The organism is uncultured Kocuria sp., from assembly GCF_947500125.1.
In the GTDB taxonomy this organism is placed as follows: domain Bacteria; phylum Actinomycetota; class Actinomycetes; order Actinomycetales; family Micrococcaceae; genus Kocuria.
In genome coordinates, this window is the sequence record NZ_CANMRA010000028.1 from 14,055 (window position 1) to 41,054 (window position 27,000).

Here is a 27,000-nt window from a genome sequence, read left to right on the forward strand (position 1 = left end):
CCAGGGACCGCCCGGTCCGGCCGGGCGGCCCCTGGTGCCCGTGTCGGCGCGGGCCGGCCCGTCAGCGGCTGCGCTCGCCCCCGTCGTCGCCCCCGTCGTCGCCCCCGTCGTCGCCCCCGTCGTCGCCCCCGTCGTCGCCGTGGTCGTCGCCGTGCTGGTCGTCGGCAGGTCTGGTCCGCCACCGGGAGATCCCGACGAGGACCGCGGCCATCGCGGTGATCGCCACCGCGAGCACCGCCACCCAGACCGCCACGGACCCGTAGCCGCCCGCCGACGCCATCGGGTCCAGGAACGGGTACGGGTACCACCACGGGTCGCCGGTGCCCTCGTCCAGCACGAACGGTCCCCGCACCATGGTGTAGACCACCCACAGCACCGGATAGACCGCGATCCACCCGACCGTGCGCCACCGCACCGGGCTGCGCCCCGGGGCGAGCAGCCAGTCCAGCAGCGCACAGACCGGGACGATCGAGTGCAGGATCTCGTCGGCCCACGGCTGCTCCAGGCCCGGCTCCTGCGGGAGGCCGCGCAGCAGCGCGTTGTAGACCACCCCGGTGGTGACCGTGTACGTCGTCGCCGCGGCGCGCAGGGCACCGAGCCATCCCGGGTCGGCGCCCCGCCGGGCGAGCAGGAACCACGCCCCGAGCGCGAAGACGACGGCGTGGAACAGCGAGGTCTGCATCGTGAAATAGCTGAAGAAGTTGGCGACGTCGACCGCGAGGGCCTGGTCCCCGCGGTCGATCCAGAAGCGCAGGGAGACCCGCAGCTGCGCGGCCACGGCCACCACCAGGGCCAGGGCCATCAGGACGCGGGCCACCGCGAAGAACCGTCTCATCTGCGTCCTCCTCCGGTGCCGCAATCTACCCTGCCCGCTGACCTGCGAGAATGGGACCCCCGACACCACCGGCCGGAGCGGAGGGACCACCGTGCGCAGGACCGACGCCCCGCAGCCCCGTGCCCGGCGGGCGGGGCTCGTCCCGCTCCTGCTCGCCCTGGGCGTGCTGGCCGGGTGCACCCCGCCGGTCCCGGAGGTCTCCTCCCCCGCCGGTCGGGCGCTCGCGGCCCTGCCGGTCGAGGACGCCGGCAGCGGCGAGGACTACGACCGGCTCGCCCAGTTCGGGGAGTGGGCCGACCCCGACGGCAACGGCTGCGACGCCCGCAACGACATCCTGGCCCGGGACCTGACCCGTGACGTCGTCGACGACGACGGGTGCACGGTCCTCTCCGGGACCCTCGAGGACCCCTACACCGGGCGGACGATCGCGTTCGAGCGCGGACCCCTGACGTCCTCGGACGTGCAGATCGACCACGTGGTGGCCCTGAAGAACGCGTGGGTCTCCGGGGCCGACCGGCTCGCCCCGGGCGAGCGCACGGCCCTGGCCAACGACCCCCTGAACCTGCGGGCCGTGGACGGGCCGGCCAACGGGGAGAAGTCCGCCGCCGACGCCGCCGGGTGGCTGCCGCCGAACGAGTCCCACCGGTGCGCGTACGTGGCCACCCAGATCGCGGTCAAGACCCGCTACGAGCTCTTCGTGTCGAATCCTGAGCGGGACGCCATGGCGGACGTGCTGGCCGGGTGCCCGGGCCAGGAGCTGCCCACCGGCGTCCCGCCCGCCGGGGACGGTGCGGCCGCGGGACCGTCCCCGGCGGACGAGGTCTACTACCCGGACTGCGCTGCCGTGCGCGCGGCCGGCGCGGCTCCTCTGCGCTCGGACCAGCCCGGCTACCGCCCGGCGCTGGACCGGGGTGGGGTCGAGGGCCTGGCCTGCGAGTGAGGGCGGGCACCCCGATGCAGCAGGGGCCACGAGGTTCCCGGGGGCCGGCCCGTCCACGGCTCTGGGCAGTGGGAGCGACGACCCCCGAGATCCTGTCCGAGCCGGTGGCCCGGTCAGGTCGCCGAACCCCGATCCGTGCCGCAGGACCGGCAGGATCCGCCGCGGGAGTCAGCCTGCCGCCGGCATCCAGAGCATGTTCCCGATGCCCCACAGCGCCAAGCACACCAGCACGAACGGCAGGGTCCTGGCGACCAGGGCTCCGCGAGTGAGGGCGGGCCCGGGGGTGTCCTTCCGCTGGAGTGGGCCGGCCATCCGGTAGGCGAGCTCGATGCGCGCCGGGCTCGCCAGGCAGGCCAGTCCGGCCGCCACGTTCTGCGAGGCCATCATCCACAGCGGGTCCATGCCGAGGGCATGCGCGGCGGCGTCCTGGGTGCCGCCGAACATGGCATTGGCGCCCGTGCCCGAGGCCGTGATGTAACCCCCCAGGCCACCGAGCAGCGGCACCAGGAACAGGTAGGCCTCCCCCAGCCCGGTCAGCGCCGCGGCCAACGCCTCGGCCAGCCCACCCCCGGAGACCGCGGCGCCCAGCACCAGGTACAGGCCGGTCGGCACCGCCACCTGAAGCCACATCCGGCCGCACTCCCGTGGCAGCCGCCGCCGGTGGTCCTGGTCCATGGAGAGCACCACGACGCCGACCAGGGCACCGGTGATGGACCACAGGGCCGGCGAGCCCAGCACCGCGCCGAACCCACCGGCCGGCAGCAGGCCTTCGAAGAGCTGGCCGATGATGGTGCCCCCCAGCAGCACCAGGTACGGCACCAGAGCGCGGGCCGGGACAGGCCCCATGCGTCCCCGGCTGATCACGCCGGCCCAGGCCGCGGACATCACCAGGGTTGCCACCGCACCGGCCACGGCCGTGCCGAACGCCAGATTGGCGGCAAGGACCAGAACGGACAGCACCGCCCCCGATGCCAGTCCCATGCCGATCCAGGCGCCGTAGTCAGCAGGCCGGGGCCGGCCGTCGGACGCAGGCAGCCCCCGGCCGGCGATGACCGCGGCCACGGCACCGGAACCCCAGAAGGCGATGACGTTCAGGACCCCGGAGGCCACCCCGAGGTCCTGCAGGGAGACGCCGGCGATCTGGGAGCCCAGGAGAGTGCCGGGGCCCATGGATCCCCAGGGGCCCACCATGAGCGCCACCAGCGAGAGCGAGGCCGCCCGCAACGACGTGAACCCCAGGGACAGCAGCAGCGGCAGCCCGATGATCACGGACACGCCGAACCCGGTGACCGTCTCCATGAACGGCACCACCCCGTGCACCATGAGCAGCGCCGAGACCACCGTGGGTCCGCCACCGTCCGAGAGCCAGCGGGCCAGCTTCTCCTGAGCACCGGTCCGGTCCATGACGCGTGCGAGCAGGATCCCGCCGGCAATGATCGCCAGCACCTCGACCAGGGTCCAAAAGCTCTCGCCGAAGGCCGAGACCACCTCCGCCACCGGGGTGGCGAACCAGACCAGGCCGATCACCACGGCGGAGACCAGGCCGGCCCCGGGAGCCACCCAGGACGGCGCCGGCACGAGCAGCAGACCCAGAGTCAGCACGATGGGCAGGGCCGCCATGAGCACGTCCAACGGCGGCCCACCTCCACATTTCTCCCGTCAGGTTTCTGTCACCGGCCGATGCTACGCCCCGACGGCGTCAGAGTGACCGCCGATGCGGAGGGCAGCTCCTCCTGCACCACCGCATCGTGAGCCGGGCCGGTGGTCCGCCACAGGTGGAGCGGAAGGGTGCTGAAGCAGGGTCGGATGACACCTGGTGGCGCGGCAGTCCCACCGCTCTTCCCATCGCAGGGCGTGACGGAGAAGAATCTGGTGATGGACCTTCCCCGCATCTTCACCATCCGTGAGAGCACCCACCGGATCCACAACCCGCTGACCGCGGACAAGCTCGCCGCCCTGGGCGAAGCGCTCCACCTCGCCCCCGGGACACGGGTGCTCGACCTGGCCAGCGGCTCGGGCGAGATGCTGTGCACCTGGGCGCGTGACCTCGGTTTCACGGGCACCGGGGTGGACCTCAGCACGGTCTTCACCGAGCAGGCCCGGGCCCGCGCCGCCGACCTCGGCGTCGCCGACCGGGTCGAGTTCGTCCACGGTGACGCCGCCGGCTATGTCGCAAACCAACCGGTCGACCTCGCCGCGTGTGTCGGCGCCACGTGGATCGGCAACGGCGTCGCCGGCACGGCCGAGCTGCTCGACCGCAGCCTCCACCCCGGAGGAATGCTGCTGATCGGCGAGCCCTACTGGCGGCGGACCCCTCCGGACGAGGAGACCGCCCAGGCATGCCACGCCACCGGCATCGCTGATTTCCTGCTCCTGCCGGAACTCATCGAGCAGTTCCAGGAGCTCGGATACGACGTCGTCGAGATGATGCTGGCCGACCAGGACAGCTGGGACCGCTACGCCGCGGCCCAGTGGCTCAACCTGCGCCGCTGGCTCGACCAGAACCCGGACGACGAACTGGCCACCGAGGTCCGGGAAGAACTCACCGCCGAGCCCGCCCGCTACGCGCGCTCCACGCGTGAGTATCTCGGCTGGGGAGTCTTCGCCCTCATGAAGCGCTGATCTCTCGTCCCGTGCAGGTCCCGAACCTCCCCTCCGGGACCCGCACCGGACGTGCCGACACCGCGGCACAGCGGTCGGCAGCATGAGCGAACCGGGCCCGGCTCCCTCCCCGCCCTGGCGTGCTGGCAGACCTGTGCCCGGCACGCCCATCGAGGCGTGGTCCGGCGCTGACCCTGAACCCTGATCAGCCCTCGCGGCAGCTTTGAGCTCGGTCGGACGGCTCGAGCAGCTTCCCAGTTCGTCCGCCCCAGGACATCGATGAGCGGTCCGGTCGAGCGGCGGGTGAGGCCGATCCCGCTGCGGCCGGTCGCGGCGCCAGGGCACGCCGCAGCATTGAAGGGACACGCATGACACTCTCCGCGGGCCACCGGATCGGGCTGGCCGGAGCGGCGGTGGTCGGGGTCCCCTTCGGCATGGCCCGGTACGCCAACGGTCTGACGCTGCCGGGCATCCGGGAGGACCTGGGGCTCTCCGAGCTGATGCTCGGGCTGGTCTCCAGCGCCACGTTCGCGGGCTACCTGGGCGGTCTGCTGCTCGCGGGACGGCTCGCCGCTCGGCACGGTTCGCGCGCGCCGACGACCGTGGGCGGGTTCTGCGGCGCTGCGGGGGCGGTGATCGTGACCTTCGCACAGGCCCCCTGGCTCCTGGCCGTCGGTGTCGTCCTGGCCGGCGCTGCCGGCGGCTGGGTCTGAGCGCCTACTCCGTCGTCTACTTCGCAGTCGTCGTCATCTACTTCACCTACGCCGCCGACGCCCTCGACAGCGGCAGCCTCCCCCTGGCGGCCGTCCCGGCGCTGTACGCGGCCATCGGCCTCACCGGCATGGTCGGAGTGACCACCGGAGCCCTCGGACAGCGGATGGGCAGCCTGCGGGTCGCCGCGCTGAGTCTCGTGACGGTCGCCGCGGCGCTGGCGCTGCTCGGGCTGGCCAGCAACTCCCTGACCGCCACGATGGCCTCGGCGTGCATCTTCGGCATGGGGTACATGACCGGATCGGCCGTGCTCGCCGTCTGGACCGCCGAGCTGGTGCCCGACCGGGCAGGCGCGGCGTTCACGGCCTGCCTGGTCGTGGGGGCCATCAGCTCGGTCGCAGCACCGGCCCTCGCCGGTGCGGTCATCCCCGGCCTGGGCCTGGGGACCCTGCTCGTGATCACCGCCGCGGTGTCACTGCTCAGCGGAGTCGCGCTGATGCTGCACGGGTCCTCGCGAGGAGCGGCCGTGGCCCGAACCAGACCATGTATGCCAAGGCCCTGCATGCCCTCGACGCGCACACCCTCCTCCGTGATGAGCCCGTCCGGCTCCTTCCTGCCCGACACAGACGTCGTCGCGCTGGAGTTAGTGGCCGGTAGTCAGCCATATCTAAAGCAGGAAGCACCGATCTGCCCGGCCCCCGTTACCGGGGCGGGGACGGTTTCGGTGTGCTGGACGCCGCCGTTGATTTCACTCGGCGCCCGAGGGGCGGTACTCGGGTGGCATCGACGGTTGGTCCCAGGCGTCAGTACACGACGCCTTCCAGGAGTTCGGAGAGTCTGCGGGCCGCACGTCTGAGTTCCGGCACCTGGGCACGCAGGTCTTCCTGGGGGTAGGCCTCGACGGGTGTGGTGAGGGCGATGGATTCGGTGACGGCGCTTGTGGGGTGGGGGACAGCCACGGCGGCGGACATCACGCCACTGGCGCGTTCGTCCACGGAGAAGGCGTAGCCCGCCTCAGGGTCAGGCAGTCGGGACTTGAGCACTTCCAGGTCGAATGAGGTTTCTTCCTGGCGTCGGTCCACGGCGGCTTCGGCTATGTGCTGGAGCTCCTCGTCGGGCAGATCAGCGATCAGGATCTTTCCTGCCGCACCCCGCGTGAGAGGCAACCGCTTGCCCAGGGGCAGGTCGTAGCGCAGCGGGTTGTCACCGTCGACGCGGGCCACGAGGATGCGCTCCAGCCCCAGGCGGGAGTACAGGGATGCGGTCAGGTGGGTCTGTGTGGCCAGTTGCAGGAGGATCGGCCGGGCCGCCAGGAGCAGCGGGTCGTTTTCGAGGAAACTGCGGGCGGCCGGCAACACGGCCGGGCCGATCCGGTAGTTCTTCTCGGTCTGGCTGACCAGCCCGTAGTCCTGCAGCACGCGCAGCAACCGCAGGGTGGTGGGCAGGGTGATGCCGCAGCTGCGGGCCAGTTCGCTCAGGCGCTGGGGACGATCCGAACGCTGCAGCTGCTCGAACACGTCCAGGGCCCGGGACAGGGACCGCATCGTGGTGGCGGTTTTGCCGGCCACCGGTCCGGGTGGGGCAGTGGGGTCATCAACCGTCGACATTCTTTCATTGTATGGAAGTTCGGTCCTCATCGGAGACCCTTCGACGGTCCAAGCGCACTGACCCCTGACATGAGCGAGCCCTTCTCCTGTGGTTGACGTCACTGCGTGAGCCGTGTCACCATTCCTTCTACGCAATAGTCTTCCACACAATGAAACTAAATTTCACCCAATGAAGGAGTGAGGGCATCCGATGACGACGGAATCACCGACGACGGAGATTGCGCCGACGCAGTCCCGACCACGGCCGGCGCGGTCGGTGCTGATCGCCCAAGCCGCCTTCCTGCTGCTGGGCCTCTACGTGCTGTACGGCTCCCTGGAGCTGGGGCTGTGGACCACCCTGGGCCCGGGCGCGGGACTGTTCCCGTTCGCGATGGGCGCGGTGCTGACCCTGATGTCGCTGATCTGGGTCGTCCAGGAGCAGCACGCTCCCTCCACTCCTCGGGAGGAGGTGGAGCTGTCGCAGATCGCCGCGGTGATCGGCAGCCTCCTGGTGCTGGCCACGGTGCTGCCCTTCCTGGGGTTCCAGATAGCGCTGCTGCTGTTCCTGATGTACCACCTGCGGATCCGCGCCCGGCTGGGCTGGGTGAAGTCCCTGATCATCTCGGTGGCCGGCAGCGTCGGGGTGTTCTACCTCTTCACCCTGGGCCTGAAGGTCTCCCTGCCCGTGGCCTCCATCCCGCCCTTCAGCCTGATCGGACTGTGACCATGGATGTTCTCAACGACCTGATGGGTGGCTTCGCCACCGCCCTGACCTGGCAGAACCTGCTCTTCGCGTTCATCGGGTGCCTGCTGGGCACCATGATCGGGGTGCTGCCCGGCATCGGCCCGGTGGCCGGAGTGGCCCTGCTGATCCCGCTGACGCTGAACATGGACGCCACCGGCTCGATCATCATGCTCTGCGCGATCTTCTACGGCACCACCTACGGCGGGACGATCACCAGTGTCCTGCTCAACACCCCCGGTGAGGCCGCCTCGGCGGTGACCACCTTCGACGGCTACGCCATGACCAAACTCGGCCGGGCCGGAGCCGCACTGACCATCGCCGCGGTGGGGTCCTTCGTCGGCGGCAGCATCGCCACCGTCGGGCTGGTCGCGGCCGCCAAACCCCTGGGCGAGCTGGGCCTGCTCGTCGGCCCGCCGGAGTTCTTCGCCCTGGTCACCGTGGGCATCACGCTGCTGGTCGCCCTGGCGGGCCGGTCCATCGTCCGGGCCCTGATCTCCGGGTCGCTGGGTCTGCTCATTGCCATGGTCGGCATCGACCCGGTCGCCGGCGCCCCACGCTTCACCTTCGGCTCCGAGCGGCTGCTGGACGGGGTGAGCTTCGTGGCCGTGATCGTCGGGGTGTTCGGCCTGTCCGAGATCCTGGCCTACCGCGCCGGCAAGACTCCTGATGCCATCCACGCCCCGAACCTGCGATCGCTGCTGCCCAACCGGACCGAATGGCGCCGCAGCGCCCCGGCCATGGCCAGGGGCACCGGCATCGGCTTCGGCCTGGGCCTGATCCCGGGCATGACCGGATCGGTGTCCTCGCTGCTGTCCTACGGGGCGGAGCGGAAGTTCTCCCGCTACCGCAGCGAACTCGGCCACGGCGCCGTGGAAGGAGTGGCCGGTCCCGAGACCGCCAACAACGCCCACGCCAACGGTGCCCTGATCCCGCTGTTCACCTTGGGCATCCCCGCCTCCCCGACCATCGCGGTGCTCATGGGGGCGTTCCTGCAGCAGGGCCTGACTCCGGGCCCGACCCTGTTCGCGGAGAACTCCGAGATCGCCTGGGCCATCATCGCCAGCCTGTTCATCGGCAACGTGCTGCTGATCATCCTCAACGTGCCCCTGGTGGGGCTGTGGACCTCGATCCTGAAGGTGCCCTACCCGATCCTGGCCGCCCTGATCCTGCTGTTCATGGTCATCGGGGCCTACACCATCCACTTCACCGTCTTCGACGTGTTCGTGATGATCGCCTTCGGCGTGCTCGGCCTGGCCATGCGCCACCTCGACATCCCGCTGGCGCCCATGGTCCTGACCCTGGTGCTGGGCCCGCTGATGGAACGGTCCCTGCGCGAGTCCCTGGAGATCTCCCAGGGCAGCTTCGAGGTCTTCTACACCCGGCCGATCACCGCGACCCTGCTGGTGATCGCCCTGGTCATCGTGTGCAGCCCGCTGCTGAAGCTGCGCAAGCCCAAGGTCCTGGCCAACGACGACCCCGAGTCCTAGCCCAGCCCCACCTGCTCGATCCCTGCACGTCCCTCCTTCGCACCGTTCGTCCCGTCACCGCTCGTCACCACTGTTCACAGGAGAAAGCCATGAACCGTCGCACCGTCACCGCCAGCCTGACCGTCCTGGGCCTGCTCGCCGCCACCGGTTGCTCCGCCTCCAACGGGAGCACCGCCGAGGGGGAGGACTACCCGGCCAACGGCAAGCCCGTGGAGATGATCGTCGCCTTCGCCCCCGGCGGAGCGGTCGACACCGCCGCCCGCCTCGTCCAGCCGGTGCTGGAGGAAGAGCTGGGCACCAACGTCGAGGTCATCAACGCCCCCGGGGCCGGCGGGCAGATCGGCTACACCCAGATCGCCAACGCCGCCCCGGACGGCTACACCATCGGGGCCACCGGCTCCCCCTCGGTGGTCGTCTCCCCGCTGGACCCCAGCCGGGGGGCCTCCTACACCCGTGAGGACTTCCAGCCCCTGGCCCGGCAGGTGGTCGACCCGGCCGTCATCGCCGTCCAGCCCGACAGCCCCTACCAGTCCCTGGAGGAGCTGCTGGAAGCGGCCAAGGAGAACCCCGAGTCCATGACCGCCACCACCACCGGCCAGCAGGGCGGGGAGCACTTCGCCCTGGCCCAGATCGCCGAGACCGCCGACGCCTCCTTCGCCCCGGTGCACTTCTCCGAAGGCGCCTCCCAGGCCACCACCGCGTTCCTGGGCAAGCACGTCGACGTGCTGGTCGCCAACGTCAGCGACGTCACCGACCTGGTGGCTCAGGACAAGGCCCGCGTGCTGGGCGTGATGGGTGAGGAACGCGCCGAGGCCCTGCCCGAGGTCCCGACCTTCACCGAGGAGGGCTACGAGATCGTCTCGGCCACCGCCCGCGGCTACTCCGCCCCGGCCGGGCTGCCCGAACCGGTGGCCGAGAAGCTCGAGGCGGCCCTGCAGGCCGCCATCGAGGACCCGGAGGTCGTCCAGAAGATGGAGGACCTCGGCCTGGAGACCAGCTACCTGGGTGCTGAGGAATACGAGCAGTTCTGGGCCCAGCAGGAGACCGACTACAAGGAGGTCCTGCCGATGGTCCAGGCCGACGAGTGACCGTCCCCCACCCCTGCCCGACGCATTCACCCTCCTCTTCTCGCAGAAACGGAGTCCCTCCGATGACGACCATCACCGACGACCCCACGATCGCCGACTTCACCCGCCCCGACCCCGCCCTGGTGGCCCGCCTGGCCGCCCTGCCGGCGGCCAACATCGGCGACGCCATGGACCGGCTGGGCATCGCCGACTCCGCCATCCAGGCCATCTGGCCCGGGGCCCGCCTGGCCGGGCCGGCTTTCACCGTGTGGGTGCGCGCCGGGGACAACCAGGGCATCCACCGCGCGCTGACCCTGGCCCAGCCCGGCGACGTCATCGTCGTCGCCGGCCAAGGCGACACCACTCGCGCCCTGCTCGGGGAGCTCATCGGGGAACGGGCGATCTCCGCCGGGATCGCCGGCTTCGCCCTGGACGGGGCCGCCCGTGACGCCCAGGTGCTCCAGGAGATCGGGATGCCGGTCTTCGCGAAGGCCACCACCCCGGCCGGGCCCTACAAGCACGGGCCCTCCCGCGTCGTGGTGCCGGTGGCCTTCGGCGGGGTGCCGGTGCTGCCCGGTGACATCGTCATCGGTGACTCCGACGGGCTCGTCGTCGTTCCCCAGGTCCAGGCCGAGCGGATCGCCCAGGCCGCCGAGGCCGTCTTCGCCGATGAGGAGCAGCGCCGCACCAGCATCGTCGCCTCCCGCGCCCACGTTCCCGCCTGATCCTCTTCCACCGCGTCTCCAAGGAGTCATCATGAGCGCATGCACCGTCATCGGCCTCGGAGAGGCCGGCGCCATCTACGCCACCGCCCTCGTCGAGGCCGGGCACACCGTCACCGGCTACGACCCGGTGGCCCCCACCACCCCCACCGGGGTCACCCGGGCTGACACCGCCGCCTCAGCCTGCGCCGCAGCCGACGTGGTCCTGGTCCTCACCGGGGCCGGTGCCGCCCGGGCGGTGGCCGCCGAGTGCCTGCCGGCGATGCAGGAGGACACCTGCTACGCCGATCTGACCTCCTCCTCTCCGCAGACCATGGAGGAACTCGGCCGCACCCCGACCCGGGCACTGTTCGCCGATGTGGCCATCCTCGGTCCCGTCCCGGTGCACGGAGCGCGCACCCCACTGATGGTCAGCGGCCCCGGCGCACAGATGCTCGCCGAGCTGCTGGGCGGGATCGGCGCCCCCGTGGAGGTCGTGGACGGCGCCCCCGGTGCGGCGATGGCCCACAAGCTGCTGCGCAGCGTGGTGATGAAAGGCATGGCCTCGGTGGTGGTCGAGGCCGTCATCGCCGCCCGGGCGGCCGGGCTGGAGGACTGGATCCGCACCCAGATCGCCGGCCAGCTGGCCGGGGACGGCCAGGCCGTGATCGACCGGTGGCTCACCGGCACCCCGAAGCACGCCGCCCGCCGCGCCCACGAGATGCGCTCCACCGCCCAGTACCTCACCGACCTCGGGGCACCTGCGGAGATGACCGAGGCCTCAGCCGCGGCCATGGAACGGATGGCCGCACACACGAGCGACCACCGCATCGAAGCTACCGCGTCCTGACCCACCACCCGCCGTGGGCCCGGCACCCCACCGGCGCCGGGCCCACGGCCACAATGACAACCAGCGCCCCCGCGAACAGCAGGAGCGCCCCCTGAAGGAAGTGAGTACGTCGTGATCGGAGTGTGGGCCCTGCTGGCCTATCTGGCCGTCATCATCGGGTGGACCACCCTGGCCAAACGCAGCGTCGGCGAGGGAATGATCCTGGGGTTCTTCACCGCCCTGATCTTCACCGGTACCCAGGCCTTGAGCGTGGGATGGGCGTCCCTCTACGACGCGCTCACCGACGAGATCGTCTACGCCACCATGGTCTTCGTCTTCATGGGCTACCTCCTGGACCGTGGCGGGGTGCTGGACCGGTTGATCAACCTGCTCAACTCCCTGCTCGGACGCTACCGGGGCGGACCGGCCTACGTCTCCACCCTGTCCTCGGCCGGGCTGGGCAGCATCGTGCACAACCAGGCCGCCATCGCCGCCACCGTCGGCTCCGTGACCATCCCCTGGATGGAACGCACCAAGATGGACCGCTCGACCGCGGCCACCCTGGTGGCCGGCAACGCCGGGATGGGCATCACCTTCCCCTTCAGCGCCTCCATGTTCGTCCTCGTCGGCTCCGCCACGGTCGGGCCGCTGCTCGACATCCAGGAACTGGTGGTCCCCCTGCTCATCGGCGGACTCTGGTGCATGCTGCACCGGCTGATCGTCACCGTGATCCTCGTGCGCAAGTCCGGCATGTCCGCCGTTGCCCCGGAGAACCGGCTCGCCGTGGCCACCGCCTTCCGCCAGGGCGGGGTCACCCTGCTGCTCTTCGTCGCCGTGGCGATCCCGCTGATCCTCACCTCCGGAGCCACCGCCGAGGCCGCCGCCGCCTGGACCGGGCTCGAGGACATCACCGACGCCGTGAGCATCATCTTCTGGATCCCGATCGTCCTCACGATCGCCGGGATCCTGCTGGGCCTGGCGAAGCTGCCCCGCACCACCTCAGGCTGGTGGTCCCTGCTGGAAAGCTCCGCCCCCCGCTTCGGGATCGTGGGCATCACGGTGCTCTTCGCCTTCGCCGGCGCCAACGTCCTGGCCACCACCGGGCTGCCCGAACAGCTCACCGGCCTGCTCGGCGATCTCAACCTGCCCCTGTGGGCGCTGGCCATCCTGGTCGGACTGATCGTCATCGCCGTGGCCGCCCCGCTGTCCTCCACCGCCACCATGGCCGCCGTGGGCACCGTCGGGGTCGCCGCCCTGGTCGCCGCCGGAGTCCCGGCCACCACCGCCGCCGTGGCCGTGCTGGTGTTCTCCTCCTGCGAAGCCGCCGTCCCACCGGGTGGGGCCCCCCTGTACGTGGCCTGCGGCATCGCCGACGTCGACCCGTTCAAGACCTTCGCCCGCCTCTTCCTCTACTACGCCCTTCCCCTCCTGGCCATCGGGGTGCTCATCGCCCTCGGCATCCTGCCCGTCTGAGACCCGAAAGGCATCCCACATGCTGCACCGCATCACACTCGGCATCTTCACCCTCACCCTCGGCATCTCCCTGCTCGGCGGGATTCTGCTGGTCCTCGCCCAGACCGTGGCACTGCTGGTCGGCCAGGGCCCCTGGCTGGTCTTCCTCAACGACACCGCCAAGATCCCCGTCGTCATCGCCGCCTCGGTGTGCGCCGTGGCCGGGTTCCTGCTCAGCTACCGCACCCCCGCCCCGGTCCCCACCACCCCGGAGGCCGCACACCGATGACCGCCCCCGACCACGACTCCGGATACCCCACCTACGCGCAGCTGAACACCCGCACCGGCCAGCCGGCCGGCACCTCCTGGGGCCTGTTCCCCGACCCCAATCGGGGCACGCCCACCTTCGCCGGCCCCGAACAGGTCCTGGCCGCCCGCTCCTGCATCCGCACCGGCACCCTGTTCGGCCTGGACTACCCCCTCGACGCCTTCGACCCCGGCATGTCCGCCCGTCGCACCGCCCCGGTGCACACCATCTACTCCGGCCACCCCGCCCACCGCGACGACTACCTCGACGGGTTCTACCTCCAGGGCTCCACCCAGATCGACGGACTGCGCCACCGACGCTCCGACGAGATCGGCTTCTACGGCGGCACCGACGACGAGCTCATCCGCCCCGGCACCCGCCCGATCGGCATCCAGGCCTGGGCCGAGACCCCGATCGTCTCCCGCGGACTGTTGCTCGACGTCGCCGGACACCGCCAGACCCACGGCGATCCCATTGACCACGCCGGCGGTGAACCCCTGCACCTGGACCTGCTCGAGGACACCATCCGCGCCCAGGACGCCACCGTCGCACCCGGGGACATCCTGATGATCCGCACCGGCTGGTGCGAATGGTTCCTCGACCTCGACCACCAGACCAAGCTCCAGACCAAAGAAGCCCGCCGCTCCACCGGCATCGCCCAGTCCCGGGAGTTCCTCGAATGGGTCTGGGACCACCGACTGACCCTGGTCGCCGCCGACAACTTCGCCGTCGAATGCCTCCCCCCGATTGCAGACACGCCGTTCCTGGAATCGGCTCCTCACGACAAGGGCATGATGCACCAGGAACTGCTGGCCAAACTCGGCATGCCCCTCGGTGAACTGTGGCGCCTGGACCACCTCGCCAAGCACATGCGCGACACCAGCCACTGGGACGCCATGATCATCGTGAAACCCCTCAACATCACCGGCGCCACCGGATCACCCGCCAATGCCACAGCCATCTGCTGAACACCTGCTGGCATGGCGCCATCCGAGATGCGCGCCAACGCCAGAACAGGCCCATGAGGCGGGGTCCGCCAACCGGGCCATATGTAGAGTTCGCTGTCACAACTGGTTTGAACAATGACAGGGCCTAAAGCATCACTTATTGCGCCTGCTCGCCCGTAGGAAAAGCAAAGAAGTCACCGCGCTATAGATGAGCAGAAACAACAGGATGGGCAGTTCGAACTGATCTTCAAACATTCCTTGAGTCTGCCAGGCATGTTGTCTCGGGCAGGCATGCGTCGGCGTGTGTGTTGAGGGACCGTGGCGGCCCCACTCGATCCAGGGAAAGAGCCGGCATGCACGAGCGGCTCAATCCGGTCGTGGTCGTTCCATCTCCACGGCGTGCCAGGGCTGGCCGTCCACCTCGGTGCGGCGCACCCGGCCGGTCTCTTGAAACCCCAGGCTTTCGTACACGCGCCGAGCTGAGACGTTGTGCGCGTACACCCCCAGCTTCATGGTCGGCAGCTCCGTGGCCTCGAAGCCTGTTCGCACCGCCGTGCTGATCAGCTCCCGCCCCAAACCACGCCCTCGAGCTGCCGGATCGAGAAGGATGCAACCGAGCCGCATCATGGCCGCGTCGTGGTCGACGAGCAAGGAAGCGTGACCGATCGGATTCCCCGACCCCGGGTCCAACCCGGTCCAGTTCCGGCGCTGATCATTGTGCAGGTAGCTCTCCAGCTGCCCCCGGTCCAGGGGCCAGATAAAGGTGCGCCCCGACCACAGCACCATGTCCGCCTCGGAGGGGACCCAGCCCAGGAAGATGTCCAGATCGGCTGGGACCGTCTCTCGCAGGCGCATGTCCTCATGCTAGGTAAAACCGCGGCATGGGTCGGTGCTACGGCTGTTGAGGCCACCTGTTCGAGGCCGGAGGCATACCGGGGCCAGGTTGCCTCACCACACGACAGGAACGTCAGCGCTTTCGGAAGACACGGCACTGCTGGCCCTCGGTCAGGACCTCCTCAACGAGTTCCAGCCCTGCTTTCTCAAAGACCCGCTGCGAGGCGCTGTTCCGCGCGAACGTCCGATCAGCTTCCCCATGTCCCCCCCACTTTGTCTCGCAACCAACGTTGAGCATCTGATTCCAGGCCCATGGATACGAGATACTCCGAACCGTGGAAATATGCGGGCGCAAATTTCTCGGACGAGACGTCTCGCATCCCCTGCTTTCCGGCACATAGGTGAGCGATGGCGGACACGATCTTCGGAGTCGCCGAGACCCCGTGACCACCGCGGTGGCGGTTCCGCGAGAGCTCACTCGCCCTGCGCCGCGCTGCGCAGGTGCTTTCGGCCGACCCTGTGGATGCACTCGGTGATGCGGCACAGCCGCTCGGAGTCCAGCGTCCAGCTCTGCCAGTAGAGCGCGACGTCGTGGTGCGCGTGGTCCTCGAGCAGGTCCAGGGACCCGTCGGCGAGGTCCGTGCCCAGCTGGAGCTCCGGGAGCATCCCCCACCCCAGGCCCGCCCGCACGGCGGCGAGGAACCCCTCGGCGGACGGGACGGTGTGCGTGGGCGGGGTCCGGTCGACGCCACGGACGCGCAGGGCGTGCTGCTGCAGGTCGTCCTTGGCGTTGAACCGGAGCACGGGCATGTCCGCCCAGTCGACGCCGGCCTCGGTGGTGAACCGACGGCGCAGTGCGGGGGCGGCGACGGGGACGTAGCGCATGAAGCCCAGCCGCTCGAGCCGGCACCCGTTGACGGGCGCGGGATTTGAGGTGACGGCGCCGATGACGTCTCCCTGGCGCAGGAGCCGACTGCTGTGGTCCTGGTCCTCCACGTGCAGGTCCAGAGTGGTGTCCGACCAGCCGGCGGCCTCGTGCAGGACGGGCACGAACCAGGTGGCCAGGGAGTCGGCGTTGACGGCCACCGGAGTCACCGTCCGGGAGGAGGCGCCGTGGCCCAGGGAGTGCAGGGCCTCCGCCTCGAGGACCTGCATCTGGCGGGCGGTGCGCAGCAGCACGGCCCCGGCCTCGGTGGGGACGCAGGGCACGCCGCGGCGCACCACGACCTGCCCCACGGAGGTCTCGAGGGCCTTGATCCGCTGGCTGACCGCCGAGGGGCTGATCCCCAGGGCGTCCGCCGCGGCCTCGAAGGTGCCCTCGTCGACGATCGCGGTCAGGGCGCGCAGGTGCTCGAAGTTCATGAAGCAAAACTAATGCACCCGTCAAATCATTCGTTTGTCTGCATCTGGAGGGCTGACTACCGTCGAGATCATGTGGAGCATCTGGGGTACCGGCTTGATGAGCGGACTGGCACTGATCATCGCCCTCGGCGCGCAGAACGCGTTCGTGCTGCGGCAGGGCATCCGCCGCGAGCACGTGGGCGTGGTGGTGGCACTGTGCGCGGTCAGCGACGCGGTGCTGATCCTCGGCGGCACCGCCGGGATCGGGGCGCTGGTGTCCCGATTCCCCGAGGCCCTGGACGTGCTGCGGTGGGGTGGCGCCGCCTATCTGGCGTGGTGGGCGTTACGATCCTTCGTCTCCGCCCTGAAGCCGTCGTCCCTGACCGCCGAGGCCCCACGGTCCCGCGGATCGGTGGTCGCCACCACCCTGGCCCTGACCTACCTCAACCCCCACGTCTACCTCGACACCGTGGTGCTGCTGGGCAGCCTCGCCAACCAGCACGGCCCCGACACCCGGTGGGTCTTCGCGGCAGGGGCCGTGCTGGGCAGCGTCGTGTGGTTCTCCGCCCTGGGCTACGGCGCCCGCGCCCTGTCCGGGGTGCTCAGCAGCCCGCGCACCTGGCGGGTGGTGGACCTCGTGATCGGCGTGGTGATGCTCGCCCTGGCCGTCAACCTGATCCGGGGCTGACCCCACCGCCGGGCGCGGGCGCGGGTGTAGGTTGTGGCTCATGCCCTTGGAAGAGGCCTTGCTGCGTGCCCGGGTGCGTCGACTCACCAGACGTTACGGGGGCCGCTCCCCCCACGGCCTTCGGCCGCGGAGCCGGCGGAGCACTGATCCGCGGGAGGTCACTGCGGCGCGCACCGCCCAGGTGATCATCGGTGCGTTCGCGATCGCCCTGGTCGCCGGCACCGTCCTCCTGATGCTGCCGGTCGCGAGGACGGGCCCCGGTGGGGCGTCGTTCATGGAGGCCTTCTTCACCGCGACCTCGGCGATCTGCGTGACCGGGCTGATCGTGGTGGACACCCCCGTCTACTGGACCCCGTTCGGCCAGGCCGTCGTCCTGGCCCTGATCCAGATCGGCGGGTTCGGGGTGATGTCCTTCGCGACCATGCTGGGGATCCTGCTGGCCCGCCGGCTGGGTCTGATCGCCAGGATCACGAGCTCGACCGAGACGAAGAATCCCGGCTACGGGGACATGCGCCGGGTGCTGCTGCGCATCCTGGCCACCACGCTGGTGATCGAGGCGATCGTGGCTGTGGCGCTGGCCCTGCGCTTCTCCGCCGGCTACGGGTACGGGCCGGGACAGGCGGTGTGGCACGGGGTGTTCCACGCGGTCTCGGCGTTCAACAATGCCGGGTTCGCCTTGTACACCCTGTCGATCATGGACTTCGCCACCGACCCCTGGATCAACCTGTCGATCATCGCGGCCGTGGTCCTGGGCGGTCTGGGGTTCCCGGTGCTCTACCAGCTGCGCCGGGAGTGGCGCCGGCCCCGGCGGTGGAGCATGAACACTCGGATCGTCCTCTTCGCCACCGCGGTGCTGCTGCCCCTGGGCACCGTCTTCCTGTGCGCGGTGGAGTGGTCCAACCCCTCCACCCTCGGGCCGATGCGGGCCGACGAGAAGGTGCTGGCGGGGTTCTTCCAGTCGACCGTCGCCCGCACCGCCGGGTTCAACACCGTGGACGTCTCCGCCATGCACCCGGTGTCCTGGCTGGGCCTGGACCTCCTGATGCTCATCGGCGGCGGACCGGCCGGCACCGCAGGCGGCCTGAAGGTGACCACCTTCATGGTCCTGGGCTTCATCGCCTACACCGAGATCACCGGCGGAGCAGCGGTCAACGTCCTGGGCAGACGGCTCTCGCGCTCGGTGCAGCGCCAGGCCATCACGGTGGTGGTGCTGGCCCTGGGCGCTGTGACCACCGCCACGATGGTCCTCATGCTGCTGCACGAGGACCTGGGCCTGGACCGGATCCTGTTCGAGGTGATCTCCGCCTTCGCCACCGTGGGCCTGTCCACCGGGATCACCGCTGATCTCTCACCGGCGGGCCAGGGAGTGCTGATCGCGCTGATGTTCCTGGGCCGGCTGGGGCCCATCACGGTGGCCACGGCCATGGCGGCCCGCCCACGGAAAGCCCTCTACGACCTGCCCAAGGAACGCCCGCTGATCGGCTGATTCCACCGCACTCGCTCCTCTCAGCATCCCGGCGGCCCCACGGCTCGCCCCGACACCTCCCGGAGGTCCCCACATGTTCCCCTCCCGCCCCGGCTCCGCCGCACACCGCCCCTCCGGCCGCCGCCGGTCACCGGGCACGGTGGCCGTGATCGGCCTGGGCCGGTTCGGTGCCGCCCTGGCCCTGGAACTGATGCGCAACGGTGCCGAGGTGCTCGGCATCGACCTCGACGAGGGCATCGTCCAGGAACTCAACGGGCAGCTGACCACCGTGGTGCGCGCCGACGCCACCCAGGAGCAGGTCCTGCGCCAGCTCGGGGTCGACGAGTTCGAGAAGGTGGTCGTGGGGATCGGCTCCGACGTCCAGGCCAGCATCCTCGTCGCCTCCCGGCTGCTGAAGTTCGCTCACCCGGAGATCTGGGCCAAGGCCATCACCACCCCGCACGCCGAGATCCTGGAGCAGCTGGGCGTGCACCACGTCATCAGCCCGGAGCGGGACATGGGCGTCCGGTCCGCCCACCTGATCCAGGGCCGGGTCCTGGACTTCATGGCGATCGACGAGGGCTTCGCGCTCATCCGCTGCCCGGCCCCGGAGACGGTCCAGCAGCGCCCGCTGGACACGCTCAACATCCGGCGCAGCTACGGGGTGTCGATCGTCGCGGTCCGCCGCCCCGGCCAGGGGTGGGAGGCCACCGAACCCGGCACGGTCCTGTACGACAACGACCAGATCCTCGTCACGGGGCCCACGGCCGAAGCCGAAGCCTTCAGCGACCTGATCTGAGGTCAGCCGCGGCCGGTTCCCCACCGGCCGGTTCCTCGGCGGTTGGTTCCTCGGGGGCCGGCTCCCCGGTGTCAGGCTCCTCGGCGGTGGGCTCCTCGGTGTCAGGCTCCTCGGCGGTGGGCTCCTCGGCGGCCGGCTCCTGCGTCGTCGCCTCGACCCAGGAGGCACCGGGCTCCCGGGGCACCCCGGCGACGAAGGCCTGCCGGACGGCCTCGGCCTGCTCCTCGGGGCCGGCGTGCTCGGCGGCGGCGATCACCGTGGCGAACGCCTTCGTGTCCTGGACCAGCTCGGTGATCGTCTCGGGCGAGTCGACGCACCAGGCGTAGGCCGTCGCGTAGTCCACGGGGCGTCCGTTGGCGGTCACGGTCCCGTGCTCGTCGATCTCCACGCTCATGCGTCCTCCTCGGTCGGGGCTCCGGCGCCGGTGGCGGGCCGGACGTAGGGCGAGAGTACCCCCGGGCGGCACCTCAGGACCGGAGGATCCCTCCCGCAGACCGGCTCCGGTCCCCACTGCACGAGCGCACCGCACCCGCAGTGACAACCTGTCGTCGGTGGTTGTCAGGACCCCTCCCTAGACTGGACGGGTGCAGGCCTGGCTGGAGTCCCTCCCCCTCGGCGCCGCGATTCTGCTCTTCTGGGCCGGGGCCATCGTGCGGACCACCACCATCTTCGCCCTGGGCCGCGCCGCCGCCACCGGAGGGAGCCGGCGCTCCGACCGCGTCCGCGAGCTCATGGACACCGCCGTCTACCGGCGGGCGCAGCGGCTGGTGCACCGCTGGGGTGTCCTGGCCGTGCCCGCGTGCTTCCTGACCGTGGGCCTGCAGACCGCGGTCATCCTCACCACTGCCGTCACGGGCATGCCCCTGCGCCGCTGGATCCCGGCGATGCTCGTGGGCACCCTCATCTGGGGCGTCATCTACGGCACCGTGGGCATGGCGGTCGTCTGGGCGTGGCTGGAGCAGCCGTGGGTGGTCGCGCCGATCGTCGTCGTCGTGCTCCTGGCGCTGCTCGGCCGCCGGGCCCACGCGCGGTGCCGGACCCGCGGCGAGCGCCGCGACGAGAAGCAGCCGATCCCCCGCTGACGCCCCGGACCCGGCGGACTCCGCCCCGGTCGTTGTCGTGCGAGGCAGGTCACAGTACGGTGGCTCCAGCATCCGGCGCCGCGGATCGTTCTCAGCGGCCGCGCGCCGGGCGACCCCCTGACCGTGAGGATCTCCCGTGAGCCTGAGCTGGAACATCGAAGAAGCCACCATCGACGCAGTCCACTCGGCCTACCGGGAGGGGACGTCCACGGTCCGCGAGGTGGTGCAGGCCTACCTCGACCGGATCGCCTCCCTCGACGTCGACGGGCCCGCGCTGAACTCCGTGGTCACCGTCTCGGAGACGGCCCTCGACGAGGCCGACGCCCTCGACCAGCAGTACACGGCCACCGGTGAGCTGTCCGGACCGCTGCACGGTGTGCCGGTCCTGGTCAAGGACCAGATCGCGACCGCCGGCCTGCGGACCACCTACGGCAACCGGAACACGGCCGAGCACGTCCCGGAGCGGGACGCCACGGCGGTCGCCAGGCTGAGGGCCGCGGGGGCGATCATCCTGGGCAAGACCACGATGCCGGACTTCGCGACCTCCTGGTTCTCGACCTCGTCCGTGTCCGGGGTGACGAAGAACCCCTACGACCTCTCCCGGGATCCGGGCGGCTCCAGCAGCGGCACCGGCGCGGCGATCGCCGCGAACCTGGCGCTGGTGGGCATCGGCGAGGACACTGGCGGGTCCATCCGCCTCCCGGCGTCCTTCTGCAATCTCGTGGGCGTGCGCGTCACACCGGGGCTGATCAGCCGGGACGGCATGTCCCCGCTGGTGGTTCCCCAGGACACGGCCGGACCGATGACCCGGACGGTGGAGGACGCTGCGAAGGTCCTGGACGTCCTGGTCGGCTTCGACCCGGCGGACTCCTACACGGTCGCGGTCCGTCGGCGTCGGCGGAGCACGTCCTTCACCGAGGCGGCCGCGGGCGGATCGCTGCAGGGCCGGCGCCTGGGCGTGCTGCGCGGGGCGTTCGGCGATCCGGCCGACCCGGAGGCCGCGGCCGTCGTCCGCGTGGTCGAGGGCGCGCTGGCACGGCTGGCCGAGGCCGGGGCGGAACTGGTCGACGTGGAGATCCCCGGCCTGATGGACTACGTCGGCTTCACGTCGCTGTACTTCACCCGTTCCCGGCAGGACATGAACGCCTTCTTCGCCGCCCACCCGGAGACGGGCATCAGCGGCGTGGACGAGGTCCGCGCGAACGGCACCTACGACCCGCACCTGGACCTCTTCGAGGGCATCACCGACGGCCCGGAGGACCCGCGCACCGACCCCGAGTACCTGGACCGGGTGCTGACCCGTGAGGACTTCGTGCGCGCCGTGCAGGCGCAGTTCGTGGACCTGGACCTGGACGCCATGGTCTTTCCCGACGTCCAGCTGGCGGCCCCCACCCACGAGGACGTCCTCGGTGGCCGCTGGACGTGCCTCACCTACCCGACCAACACGGTGATCGCCTCGCAGCTGCACTTCCCGGCGGCCACCGTGCCGGCCGGCTTCACCGAGGACCACCTGCCCGTGGGCCTGGAGATCATGACCTCCAGCTTCGAGGAGACCGACCTCCTCGCGGTGGCCCGGGGTGTGGAGGCGACGCTCGACGCGCGCAGGGCACCGCAGCTGGAGGCCTGACCGGGGCACGTCTCGCCGCGCCCCGGGCGGCCGGCGCCGCGGGCAGGACGATCGTCCCTGCAACGGGTCTCAGGATTTTCTTAAGAACCGAGAGTAGTGTTCCGGCAGTGATGTCCCCACTGCGCACCCCCGTGCCCCACATGTTCGCCGCGCCCCTCTACGCCGCCGAGCGGCTGCTCGCCGAAGCCATCCACGACGAGCACGTCAGCGTCGACGCCGTGGTCGTCCTCGACGCCCTGGCCGAGCACGTCACGGCCGAGGAGGCGCCCGCCCTCGACGCCGTCGCCGAGAACGCCCAGCTGACCCGTGAGGAGCTCGCCGCCGCCCTGGGCGACCTGGACGACCTGGGCTACCTCCAGGAGCTGGCCGAGCACGCGCCGCCCCTGTCGGAGCTCCGCGCGTCCCTCTTCCGGACGGCCGCCTGACCGGTGTGACCTCTGCGCGCCTCCCCGCGCACGGTCCGGGCGGGGAGGGCGTCGCCACGGCCGAGGGCGTCCCGGCGGCTCAGGACGAGGAGTCCTGCCCTCCACCGCTGCTCTCCCGCACGACCAGCTGCGCCGGGTAGATGAACGGCGCCGGGTGGACCCCCGGGGAGTCGATCTCCTCGAGGAGCATCTCGCAGGCCTTGGTGGCCATGGCCGACATGGGCTGGGTGACGGTCGTCAGCGGAGGCACGGCGGTCGCCGCCAGGGCGTGGTCGTCGTAGCCGACCACCGCGACGTCCTCGGGAACCGACCGGCCCAGCTCGCGCACGGCCTCGATGACCCCGAGGGCCATGAGGTCCGAGGCGGCGAAGACGCCGTCGAGCCCCGGGGTCTCCTCGAGGAGCCGCAGGGCGGCCGCCCTTCCGCCGGCCGTGGTGAAGTCCCCGTGCGCCACCGGCCCCTCGGGCAGGCCGGCCTCGCGCAGTCCTTCCCGCCACCCGGCGAGCCGGTCCGCGGCCGCCGTCATGTCCGCGGGACCGGCGACCGTCCCGACCCGGGTGCGACCACCGGCCGCGAGGTGCTGTGCGGCCAGACGGCCGCCCTGGTAGTTGTCGGTGTCCACGTAGGTGACCCCGGGCTGGGCGTCCCAGGGGCGGCCGACGAACACCGTGGGGAGCCCGGTTCCCGGCAGGGACGTCGACCAGGGGTCGGCCTGGTGGTGGGAGACCACGATGGCGCCGTCCACGTGGCCGCCGCGGAGGTACCGCAGCGCCCGCCCCGAGTCGTCCCCGTTGCGGGACATGAGCAGGACCAGCTGCACGTCGGTCTCGCGGAGGGCGTCGGTGATGCCCGTGAGGATCACGGCGAAGAACGGGTCCGCCATGATCCGGATGTCCGGCTCCGGGATGACCAGGGCGATCGAGGACGTGCGCCGGGTGACGAGGCTCCGGGCCGCACGGTTGGGCGTGTAGCCGAGCTCGACGACGGCGGCGTCCACGGCCGCCTGCGCCTGCGGGCTCACCCGGTCACCGCCGTTGATGGCGCGGGAGGCGGTGGACCGGGACACCCCCGCCGCCGTGGCGATGTCCTCCAGCGTGGGACTGGACCGCCCGGCGACCGGGGGGTCCGGCCGCGTCCGCTCAGTGTTCATCATCCCGACGATACGACACCCGCGAGGGTTCCGGCTCCTCGCGACGGCTCCGCCGGGACGGCGTTGGCCTCGGCCACGGAGGCGTACCAGCGGGCGCTGGCCTTGGGCACGCGCTGCTGGGTCCCGTAGTCGACCCGGACGAGACCGAAGCGCTGGTGGTAGCCCCATGCCCACTCGAAGTTGTCCATGAGGGACCAGGCGAGGTATCCGCGCACGTCCACGCCGTCCTCGATGGCGTCCCTGACCGCACGCAGGTGGGCGTCGAAGAACAGCAGCCGGTCCTGGTCCTCCACGTACCCCGAGTCGTCGGGGACGTCGTCGTAGGCCGCGCCGTTCTCGGTGATGAACACGGGGATGCCGGCGGGGCCGGTGTACTCGTCCTGCACCCGGTTCAGCAGCCGGCGCAGTCCCTCCGGCTGCACCTCCCAGTCCATCCCGGTGACGGGCAGGCCCCGCGGCACCGAGCGCACACCGTCGGCGGCGACGTACGGGGAGGAGACGGGACGGCTCGGCGGGGCGTGGTCCTCCTGCGCGGCGGGAGCGTCCTGCGGGGCCGTGGTCACGGCCTCCCCGTGGTAGTAGTTGATGCCCAGCACGTCCAGCGGCTGGGCGATGACGGCGAGGTCGCCCTCCCGGACGTGCTCGGTCAGGCCGAGGTGGCGCACGTCCTCCAGGACGTCGGCCGGGTACTCCCCCCGGAAGACGGGATCCAGGAAGATGCGGTTGAACTGCCCGTCGATGCGGCGGGCCGCGTCACGGTCCGCGGCACTGGCCGGGTCCGCCGGATCGGGCACCGTGAGGTTCAGGGTGATCCCGAGGGTGGCCTCCGGGTCGCGGCGCCGCAGCTCCTGGACGGCCAGGCCGTGGCCGAGCAGCAGGTGGTGCGCCGCGGCGAGCGCCGCCCGGGGCTCCTGCCGGCCCGGGGCGTGGACGCCGGCCGCGTAGCCCAGGAAGGCCGAGCACCACGGCTCGTTGAGGGTGGTCCAGATCCGCACGCGGTCCCCGAGGGCCTCGTGCATCACGGCCGCGTACTCGGCGAACCGGTGGGCGGTCTCCCGGTTCGCCCAGCCGCCGCGGTCCTCGAGGGCCTGCGGGAGGTCCCAGTGGTAGAGGGTCAGCCACGGCTGGATCCCGGCCTCGAGGAGCTGGTCGACCAGGCGGGAGTAGAAGGCGATGCCCTCGGGGTTGGGCGTGACGCCGTCGGGCACGCACCGGGCCCACGACGTGGAGAACCGGTAGGCCTGCAGGTTCAGCTCCTGCATCAGCGCCACGTCCGCGGCGGATCGGTGGTAGTGGTCGCAGGCGACGTCCCCGTTGTGGGCGTCGGCCACGGCGCCGGGGACCCGGGCGAAGACGTCCCAGATGGAGTCCTGCCGTCCCCCCTCGTGGGCGGCGCCCTCGATCTGGTAGGCGGCGGTGGCGGCGCCCCAGACGAAGTGCTCGGGGAACGAAAGCGGTGTGGTGCTCATCCTTTGACTGCTCCTTGCATGATTCCGGAAACGAGTTGGCGGCCTGCGACCACGAAGAGCAGCAGCAGCGGGCCGGTGGACAGCACTGCTCCGGTCAGGACGACCGAGTAGTCCACGAAGTGCGCGGACTGGAGCAGCTGCAGCGCCACCGGGAGGGTGGGGTTGGAGGGGTCCAGCACGATGAAGGGCCAGAAGAAGTTGGTCCAGGTGGCCACGAAGGTGAACAGGGCCAGCATCGCGGCCGCCGGCCGCGCCGCCGGCAGGGCGACGTACCAGAACGCCTGGATCATCGACGCGCCGTCCATCCGGACGGCCTCGATGAGCTCGTCCGGCAGCGCGTCCCGCAGGTACTGGGTCATCCAGAACACCCCGAAGGCCGTGACGACGCCGGGCACGATCACGGCCCAGAGGGAGCCGGTCCACCCGAACTCCGACATGACGATGAACAGGGGGACCACGCCGAGCTGGGTGGGCACGGCCATGGTCGCGATCACGAACACCAGCAGGCCCTTGCTGCCCCGGAAGCGGAGCTTGGCGAAGGCGAACCCGGCGAGCGTCGAGAACAGCACGACCGACGCCGCCGTCACCGTGGAGACCAGGATGCTGTTGCCCATGGCCTTCCAGAACGGGATGCTGTCCATGACCTTCGCGGCGTTGGCCAGGAAGTTCCCGCCGGGCAGAAGCGGCACGCCCCGGCTCAGCACGGTGCTGTCGTGGCTGCCGATGAGCAGCGACCAGTACAGCGGGAAGAGGGCGCCCAGGACCACGGCTCCCAGGAATCCGTAGGTCAGGAACCCCGGCCGGCGCGGCCCGGCTCCCGGGCCGGTGCGCGTGCCGCGCCTGCGGAGGCCGCGGGCGGCCCCGCGCGCGGCGTCCCCGCCCGCGATGCGCTCGAGGGGTGGGATGCGGGACGAGGTGCTCATTTTCGGCCTCCCTGGTGGGCGATCCGCCGGGTGATGAGGAAGTTGGCCAGGGAGATGAGGACGATCAGCAGGAACAGCAGCCACGCGACGGCCGAGGCCCTCCCGAAGTTGCGCTGTCCCCAGCCCAGCTCCCAGATGTACATGGTCAGGGTCTGCCACTGCCGGTCCGCCCCGCCGAGGCCGTACTGGTCGAAGACCCGGGCCTCGTCGAAGATCTGCAGGCCCCCGATGGTGGCGGTGATGACCACGAAGATGATGGTGGGCCGGAGCATGGGCACCGTGATGGACAGGAACTGGCGCAGCCGCCCGGCGCCGTCGATGGTCGCCGCCTCGTAGAGGTCGCGCGGGATCGCCTGCATGGCCGCGAGGAAGATCAGCGCGTTGTAGCCGGTCCAGCGGAAGTTCACCATGGTGGCGATGGCGAAGTGGCTGGCCAGGGTGTCGGAGTGCCACCGGACCGGGTCCAGCCCCACGCTCTTCAGCAGCTCGTTGACCAGGCCGAACTGGTCCGCGTAGAGGTTGTTGAAGATCAGGCCCACCGCCACGGGCGCCACGACGAAGGGCACGAGCACGCCCATCCGCCAGAAGGTCCTGGCGCGCAGGTTCGCGTCCAGGGCCGCGGCGATGGTGAGGGCGAGGACCACCTGGGGCACCGAGGAGAGCACGAAGATGCTGAACGTGTTCCCCAGGGCGTTCCAGAAGAACGGCTGCGCGAGGACGAACTGGTAGTTCTCCAGCCCGGTGAACGTGCCCTGCCCGCCGATGAAGTCCCAGTCGTGCAGGGACACCCACGCGGTGTAGAGCAGCGGGAACAGCCCGGTGAGGGCGAACAGGACGAAGAACGGAGAGATGTACAGGTAGGGCGAGAGCTTCACGTCCCACTTGGACAGTCTCTGGGAGAACGCCAGCCGCCTGACGGCCTCGGGCGGCCGTTGCGGCCGGCGCTGCCGGGAGGGAGTCGCGGGTCGGACCCGGTCGGTGACAGCCAT

General features: G+C 70.9%; 28 protein-coding genes. 18 read left to right on the forward strand and 10 right to left on the reverse strand.

All coding sequences use genetic code 11. From position 1 onward, the window contains the following. Window positions 1-61: 61 nt before the first annotated feature. On the reverse strand, window positions 62-835 hold the full coding sequence (locus Q0817_RS15865) for a Pr6Pr family membrane protein (protein WP_298590375.1): 774 nt from the start codon (window positions 833-835) through the stop codon (window positions 62-64). A 91-nt stretch (window positions 836-926) separates the two neighbouring features. On the opposite strand from Q0817_RS15865, the gene Q0817_RS15870 reads away from it, so the two are divergent. Beyond that, the gene (locus Q0817_RS15870; RefSeq protein ID WP_298590378.1) at window positions 927-1,775 is read left to right on the forward strand and encodes a DUF1524 domain-containing protein; all 849 of its coding nucleotides are present in this window, start codon (window positions 927-929) and stop codon (window positions 1,773-1,775) included. 168 nt (window positions 1,776-1,943) lie between these two features. Here the strand turns inward: Q0817_RS15870 and Q0817_RS15875 are convergent, their stop codons facing one another. After that, window positions 1,944-3,401 carry an L-lactate permease gene (locus tag Q0817_RS15875; protein WP_298590500.1) on the reverse strand — a complete coding sequence of 486 codons (1,458 nt, stop codon included), beginning with the start codon at window positions 3,399-3,401 and terminating at the stop codon, window positions 1,944-1,946. 249 nt (window positions 3,402-3,650) lie between these two features. On the opposite strand from Q0817_RS15875, the gene Q0817_RS15880 reads away from it, so the two are divergent. The 3 genes from Q0817_RS15880 to Q0817_RS15890 all read left to right on the forward strand — a co-directional run bounded on the left by Q0817_RS15880 (window position 3,651) and on the right by Q0817_RS15890 (window position 5,943). Next, window positions 3,651-4,397, forward strand: a complete 747-nt coding sequence (locus tag Q0817_RS15880; RefSeq protein WP_298590381.1) for a cyclopropane-fatty-acyl-phospholipid synthase family protein — start codon at window positions 3,651-3,653, stop codon at window positions 4,395-4,397. Between the two features lie 347 nt (window positions 4,398-4,744). Beyond that, window positions 4,745-5,089 carry an MFS transporter gene (locus tag Q0817_RS15885; protein ID WP_298590384.1) on the forward strand — a complete coding sequence of 115 codons (345 nt, stop codon included), beginning with the start codon at window positions 4,745-4,747 and terminating at the stop codon, window positions 5,087-5,089. 128 nt (window positions 5,090-5,217) lie between these two features. Further along, a complete protein-coding gene (locus Q0817_RS15890; protein ID WP_366139886.1) occupies window positions 5,218-5,943 on the forward strand; it encodes an MFS transporter in 726 nt (241 codons plus the stop codon). On the opposite strand, the gene Q0817_RS15895 is transcribed toward Q0817_RS15890, so the two are convergent. After that, window positions 5,891-6,631 (reverse strand): IclR family transcriptional regulator, encoded by a 741-nt coding sequence (locus tag Q0817_RS15895; RefSeq protein ID WP_298590506.1) that lies wholly within the window; start codon window positions 6,629-6,631, stop codon window positions 5,891-5,893. The genes Q0817_RS15890 and Q0817_RS15895 overlap by 53 nt on opposite strands. A gap of 253 nt (window positions 6,632-6,884) precedes the next feature. Between Q0817_RS15895 and Q0817_RS15900 the strand changes: the two genes are divergently transcribed. The 8 genes from Q0817_RS15900 (at window position 6,885) to Q0817_RS15935 (ending at window position 14,229) form a co-directional block, all read left to right on the forward strand. Continuing rightward, window positions 6,885-7,397: a tripartite tricarboxylate transporter TctB family protein gene (locus Q0817_RS15900; RefSeq protein WP_298590386.1), complete on the forward strand. Its 513-nt coding sequence runs from the start codon at window positions 6,885-6,887 to the stop codon at window positions 7,395-7,397. A 2-nt stretch (window positions 7,398-7,399) separates the two neighbouring features. Further along, entirely contained in the window at window positions 7,400-8,905 is a 1,506-nt protein-coding gene (locus Q0817_RS15905; RefSeq protein ID WP_298590389.1) for a tripartite tricarboxylate transporter permease, read from the forward strand. A gap of 89 nt (window positions 8,906-8,994) precedes the next feature. Beyond that, window positions 8,995-9,993, forward strand: coding sequence for a tripartite tricarboxylate transporter substrate binding protein (locus Q0817_RS15910; protein ID WP_298590392.1), 999 nt, complete (start codon window positions 8,995-8,997; stop codon window positions 9,991-9,993). A gap of 62 nt (window positions 9,994-10,055) precedes the next feature. After that, on the forward strand, window positions 10,056-10,697 hold the full coding sequence (locus Q0817_RS15915; protein ID WP_298590395.1) for a methyltransferase: 642 nt from the start codon (window positions 10,056-10,058) through the stop codon (window positions 10,695-10,697). A 31-nt stretch (window positions 10,698-10,728) separates the two neighbouring features. Beyond that, window positions 10,729-11,523 (forward strand): NAD(P)-dependent oxidoreductase, encoded by a 795-nt coding sequence (locus Q0817_RS15920; RefSeq protein WP_298590398.1) that lies wholly within the window; start codon window positions 10,729-10,731, stop codon window positions 11,521-11,523. Window positions 11,524-11,634: 111 nt separating this feature from the next. Beyond that, on the forward strand, window positions 11,635-12,975 hold the full coding sequence (locus Q0817_RS15925) for a TRAP transporter large permease subunit (protein ID WP_298590401.1): 1,341 nt from the start codon (window positions 11,635-11,637) through the stop codon (window positions 12,973-12,975). 19 nt (window positions 12,976-12,994) lie between these two features. Continuing rightward, complete coding sequence (locus tag Q0817_RS15930; protein WP_298590404.1) at window positions 12,995-13,243, forward strand: hypothetical protein; 249 nt, start codon at window positions 12,995-12,997, stop codon at window positions 13,241-13,243. After that, complete coding sequence (locus Q0817_RS15935; RefSeq protein ID WP_298590407.1) at window positions 13,240-14,229, forward strand: cyclase family protein; 990 nt, start codon at window positions 13,240-13,242, stop codon at window positions 14,227-14,229. The genes Q0817_RS15930 and Q0817_RS15935 overlap by 4 nt, the downstream gene beginning before the upstream one ends. Window positions 14,230-14,574: 345 nt before the next feature. Here the strand turns inward: Q0817_RS15935 and Q0817_RS15940 are convergent, their stop codons facing one another. Together Q0817_RS15940 and Q0817_RS15945 are read right to left on the reverse strand one after the other, a co-directional pair. Beyond that, a complete protein-coding gene (locus Q0817_RS15940; protein WP_298590410.1) occupies window positions 14,575-15,063 on the reverse strand; it encodes a GNAT family N-acetyltransferase in 489 nt (162 codons plus the stop codon). A 453-nt stretch (window positions 15,064-15,516) separates the two neighbouring features. Continuing rightward, a complete protein-coding gene (locus Q0817_RS15945) occupies window positions 15,517-16,404 on the reverse strand; it encodes a LysR family transcriptional regulator ArgP (RefSeq protein WP_298590413.1) in 888 nt (295 codons plus the stop codon). Between the two features lie 70 nt (window positions 16,405-16,474). On the opposite strand from Q0817_RS15945, the gene Q0817_RS15950 reads away from it, so the two are divergent. The 3 genes from Q0817_RS15950 (at window position 16,475) to Q0817_RS15960 (ending at window position 19,335) form a co-directional block, all read left to right on the forward strand. After that, window positions 16,475-17,071, forward strand: coding sequence for a LysE/ArgO family amino acid transporter (locus Q0817_RS15950; protein WP_298590416.1), 597 nt, complete (start codon window positions 16,475-16,477; stop codon window positions 17,069-17,071). 40 nt (window positions 17,072-17,111) lie between these two features. Then, entirely contained in the window at window positions 17,112-18,557 is a 1,446-nt protein-coding gene (locus Q0817_RS15955; RefSeq protein ID WP_366139887.1) for a potassium transporter TrkG, read from the forward strand. A 73-nt stretch (window positions 18,558-18,630) separates the two neighbouring features. Continuing rightward, complete coding sequence (locus Q0817_RS15960) at window positions 18,631-19,335, forward strand: TrkA family potassium uptake protein (protein ID WP_298590422.1); 705 nt, start codon at window positions 18,631-18,633, stop codon at window positions 19,333-19,335. Here Q0817_RS15960 and Q0817_RS15965 read toward each other — a convergent pair. Next, on the reverse strand, window positions 19,319-19,729 hold the full coding sequence (locus Q0817_RS15965) for a hypothetical protein (protein ID WP_298590425.1): 411 nt from the start codon (window positions 19,727-19,729) through the stop codon (window positions 19,319-19,321). The two genes, Q0817_RS15960 and Q0817_RS15965, sit on opposite strands and share 17 nt — an antisense overlap. 190 nt (window positions 19,730-19,919) lie before the next feature. On the opposite strand from Q0817_RS15965, the gene Q0817_RS15970 reads away from it, so the two are divergent. The 3 genes from Q0817_RS15970 (at window position 19,920) to Q0817_RS15980 (ending at window position 22,469) form a co-directional block, all read left to right on the forward strand. Continuing rightward, a complete protein-coding gene (locus Q0817_RS15970; RefSeq protein ID WP_298590428.1) occupies window positions 19,920-20,417 on the forward strand; it encodes a DedA family protein in 498 nt (165 codons plus the stop codon). Window positions 20,418-20,553: 136 nt separating this feature from the next. Then, on the forward strand, window positions 20,554-22,044 hold the full coding sequence (locus Q0817_RS15975) for an amidase (RefSeq protein ID WP_298590431.1): 1,491 nt from the start codon (window positions 20,554-20,556) through the stop codon (window positions 22,042-22,044). 110 nt (window positions 22,045-22,154) lie between these two features. Further along, window positions 22,155-22,469, forward strand: a complete 315-nt coding sequence (locus Q0817_RS15980) for a hypothetical protein (protein WP_298590434.1) — start codon at window positions 22,155-22,157, stop codon at window positions 22,467-22,469. Window positions 22,470-22,548: 79 nt separating this feature from the next. On the opposite strand, the gene Q0817_RS15985 is transcribed toward Q0817_RS15980, so the two are convergent. Genes Q0817_RS15985 through Q0817_RS16000 form a run of 4 tightly spaced genes read right to left on the reverse strand, consistent with a single transcriptional unit; the run spans window position 22,549 to window position 27,000 of the window. After that, the gene (locus Q0817_RS15985) at window positions 22,549-23,619 is read right to left on the reverse strand and encodes a LacI family DNA-binding transcriptional regulator (protein ID WP_298590437.1); all 1,071 of its coding nucleotides are present in this window, start codon (window positions 23,617-23,619) and stop codon (window positions 22,549-22,551) included. Beyond that, the gene (locus Q0817_RS15990) at window positions 23,619-25,088 is read right to left on the reverse strand and encodes a GH1 family beta-glucosidase (RefSeq protein ID WP_298590440.1); all 1,470 of its coding nucleotides are present in this window, start codon (window positions 25,086-25,088) and stop codon (window positions 23,619-23,621) included. Before Q0817_RS15990 ends, Q0817_RS15985 begins: the two co-directional genes overlap by 1 nt. Further along, a complete protein-coding gene (locus tag Q0817_RS15995) occupies window positions 25,085-26,011 on the reverse strand; it encodes a carbohydrate ABC transporter permease (protein ID WP_298590443.1) in 927 nt (308 codons plus the stop codon). The genes Q0817_RS15990 and Q0817_RS15995 overlap by 4 nt, the downstream gene beginning before the upstream one ends. Next, on the reverse strand, window positions 26,008-27,000 hold the full coding sequence (locus tag Q0817_RS16000; RefSeq protein ID WP_298590446.1) for a carbohydrate ABC transporter permease: 993 nt from the start codon (window positions 26,998-27,000) through the stop codon (window positions 26,008-26,010). Before Q0817_RS16000 ends, Q0817_RS15995 begins: the two co-directional genes overlap by 4 nt.

Bases quoted from the DNA above. Each gene is read 5' to 3' on its own strand.
- Q0817_RS15865 (WP_298590375.1), bottom strand. From the start codon at position 835: ATGAGACGGTTCTTCGCGGTGGCCCGCGTCCTGATGGCCCTGGCCCTG.
- Q0817_RS15880 (WP_298590381.1), top strand. From the start codon at position 3,651: ATGGACCTTCCCCGCATCTTCACCATCCGTGAGAGCACCCACCGGATC.
- Q0817_RS15885 (WP_298590384.1), top strand. From the start codon at position 4,745: ATGACACTCTCCGCGGGCCACCGGATCGGGCTGGCCGGAGCGGCGGTG.
- Q0817_RS15890 (WP_366139886.1), top strand. From the start codon at position 5,218: ATGGTCGGAGTGACCACCGGAGCCCTCGGACAGCGGATGGGCAGCCTG.
- Q0817_RS15895 (WP_298590506.1), bottom strand. From the start codon at position 6,631: ATGCGGTCCCTGTCCCGGGCCCTGGACGTGTTCGAGCAGCTGCAGCGT.
- Q0817_RS15900 (WP_298590386.1), top strand. From the start codon at position 6,885: ATGACGACGGAATCACCGACGACGGAGATTGCGCCGACGCAGTCCCGA.
- Q0817_RS15905 (WP_298590389.1), top strand. From the start codon at position 7,400: ATGGATGTTCTCAACGACCTGATGGGTGGCTTCGCCACCGCCCTGACC.
- Q0817_RS15910 (WP_298590392.1), top strand. From the start codon at position 8,995: ATGAACCGTCGCACCGTCACCGCCAGCCTGACCGTCCTGGGCCTGCTC.
- Q0817_RS15915 (WP_298590395.1), top strand. From the start codon at position 10,056: ATGACGACCATCACCGACGACCCCACGATCGCCGACTTCACCCGCCCC.
- Q0817_RS15920 (WP_298590398.1), top strand. From the start codon at position 10,729: ATGAGCGCATGCACCGTCATCGGCCTCGGAGAGGCCGGCGCCATCTAC.
- Q0817_RS15930 (WP_298590404.1), top strand. From the start codon at position 12,995: ATGCTGCACCGCATCACACTCGGCATCTTCACCCTCACCCTCGGCATC.
- Q0817_RS15935 (WP_298590407.1), top strand. From the start codon at position 13,240: ATGACCGCCCCCGACCACGACTCCGGATACCCCACCTACGCGCAGCTG.
- Q0817_RS15940 (WP_298590410.1), bottom strand. From the start codon at position 15,063: ATGCGCCTGCGAGAGACGGTCCCAGCCGATCTGGACATCTTCCTGGGC.
- Q0817_RS15945 (WP_298590413.1), bottom strand. From the start codon at position 16,404: ATGAACTTCGAGCACCTGCGCGCCCTGACCGCGATCGTCGACGAGGGC.
- Q0817_RS15950 (WP_298590416.1), top strand. From the start codon at position 16,475: ATGTGGAGCATCTGGGGTACCGGCTTGATGAGCGGACTGGCACTGATC.
- Q0817_RS15955 (WP_366139887.1), top strand. From the start codon at position 17,112: ATGCCCTTGGAAGAGGCCTTGCTGCGTGCCCGGGTGCGTCGACTCACC.
- Q0817_RS15960 (WP_298590422.1), top strand. From the start codon at position 18,631: ATGTTCCCCTCCCGCCCCGGCTCCGCCGCACACCGCCCCTCCGGCCGC.
- Q0817_RS15965 (WP_298590425.1), bottom strand. From the start codon at position 19,729: ATGAGCGTGGAGATCGACGAGCACGGGACCGTGACCGCCAACGGACGC.
- Q0817_RS15980 (WP_298590434.1), top strand. From the start codon at position 22,155: ATGTCCCCACTGCGCACCCCCGTGCCCCACATGTTCGCCGCGCCCCTC.
- Q0817_RS15985 (WP_298590437.1), bottom strand. From the start codon at position 23,619: ATGAACACTGAGCGGACGCGGCCGGACCCCCCGGTCGCCGGGCGGTCC.
- Q0817_RS15990 (WP_298590440.1), bottom strand. From the start codon at position 25,088: ATGAGCACCACACCGCTTTCGTTCCCCGAGCACTTCGTCTGGGGCGCC.
- Q0817_RS15995 (WP_298590443.1), bottom strand. From the start codon at position 26,011: ATGAGCACCTCGTCCCGCATCCCACCCCTCGAGCGCATCGCGGGCGGG.
- Q0817_RS16000 (WP_298590446.1), bottom strand. From the start codon at position 27,000: ATGGCTGTCACCGACCGGGTCCGACCCGCGACTCCCTCCCGGCAGCGC.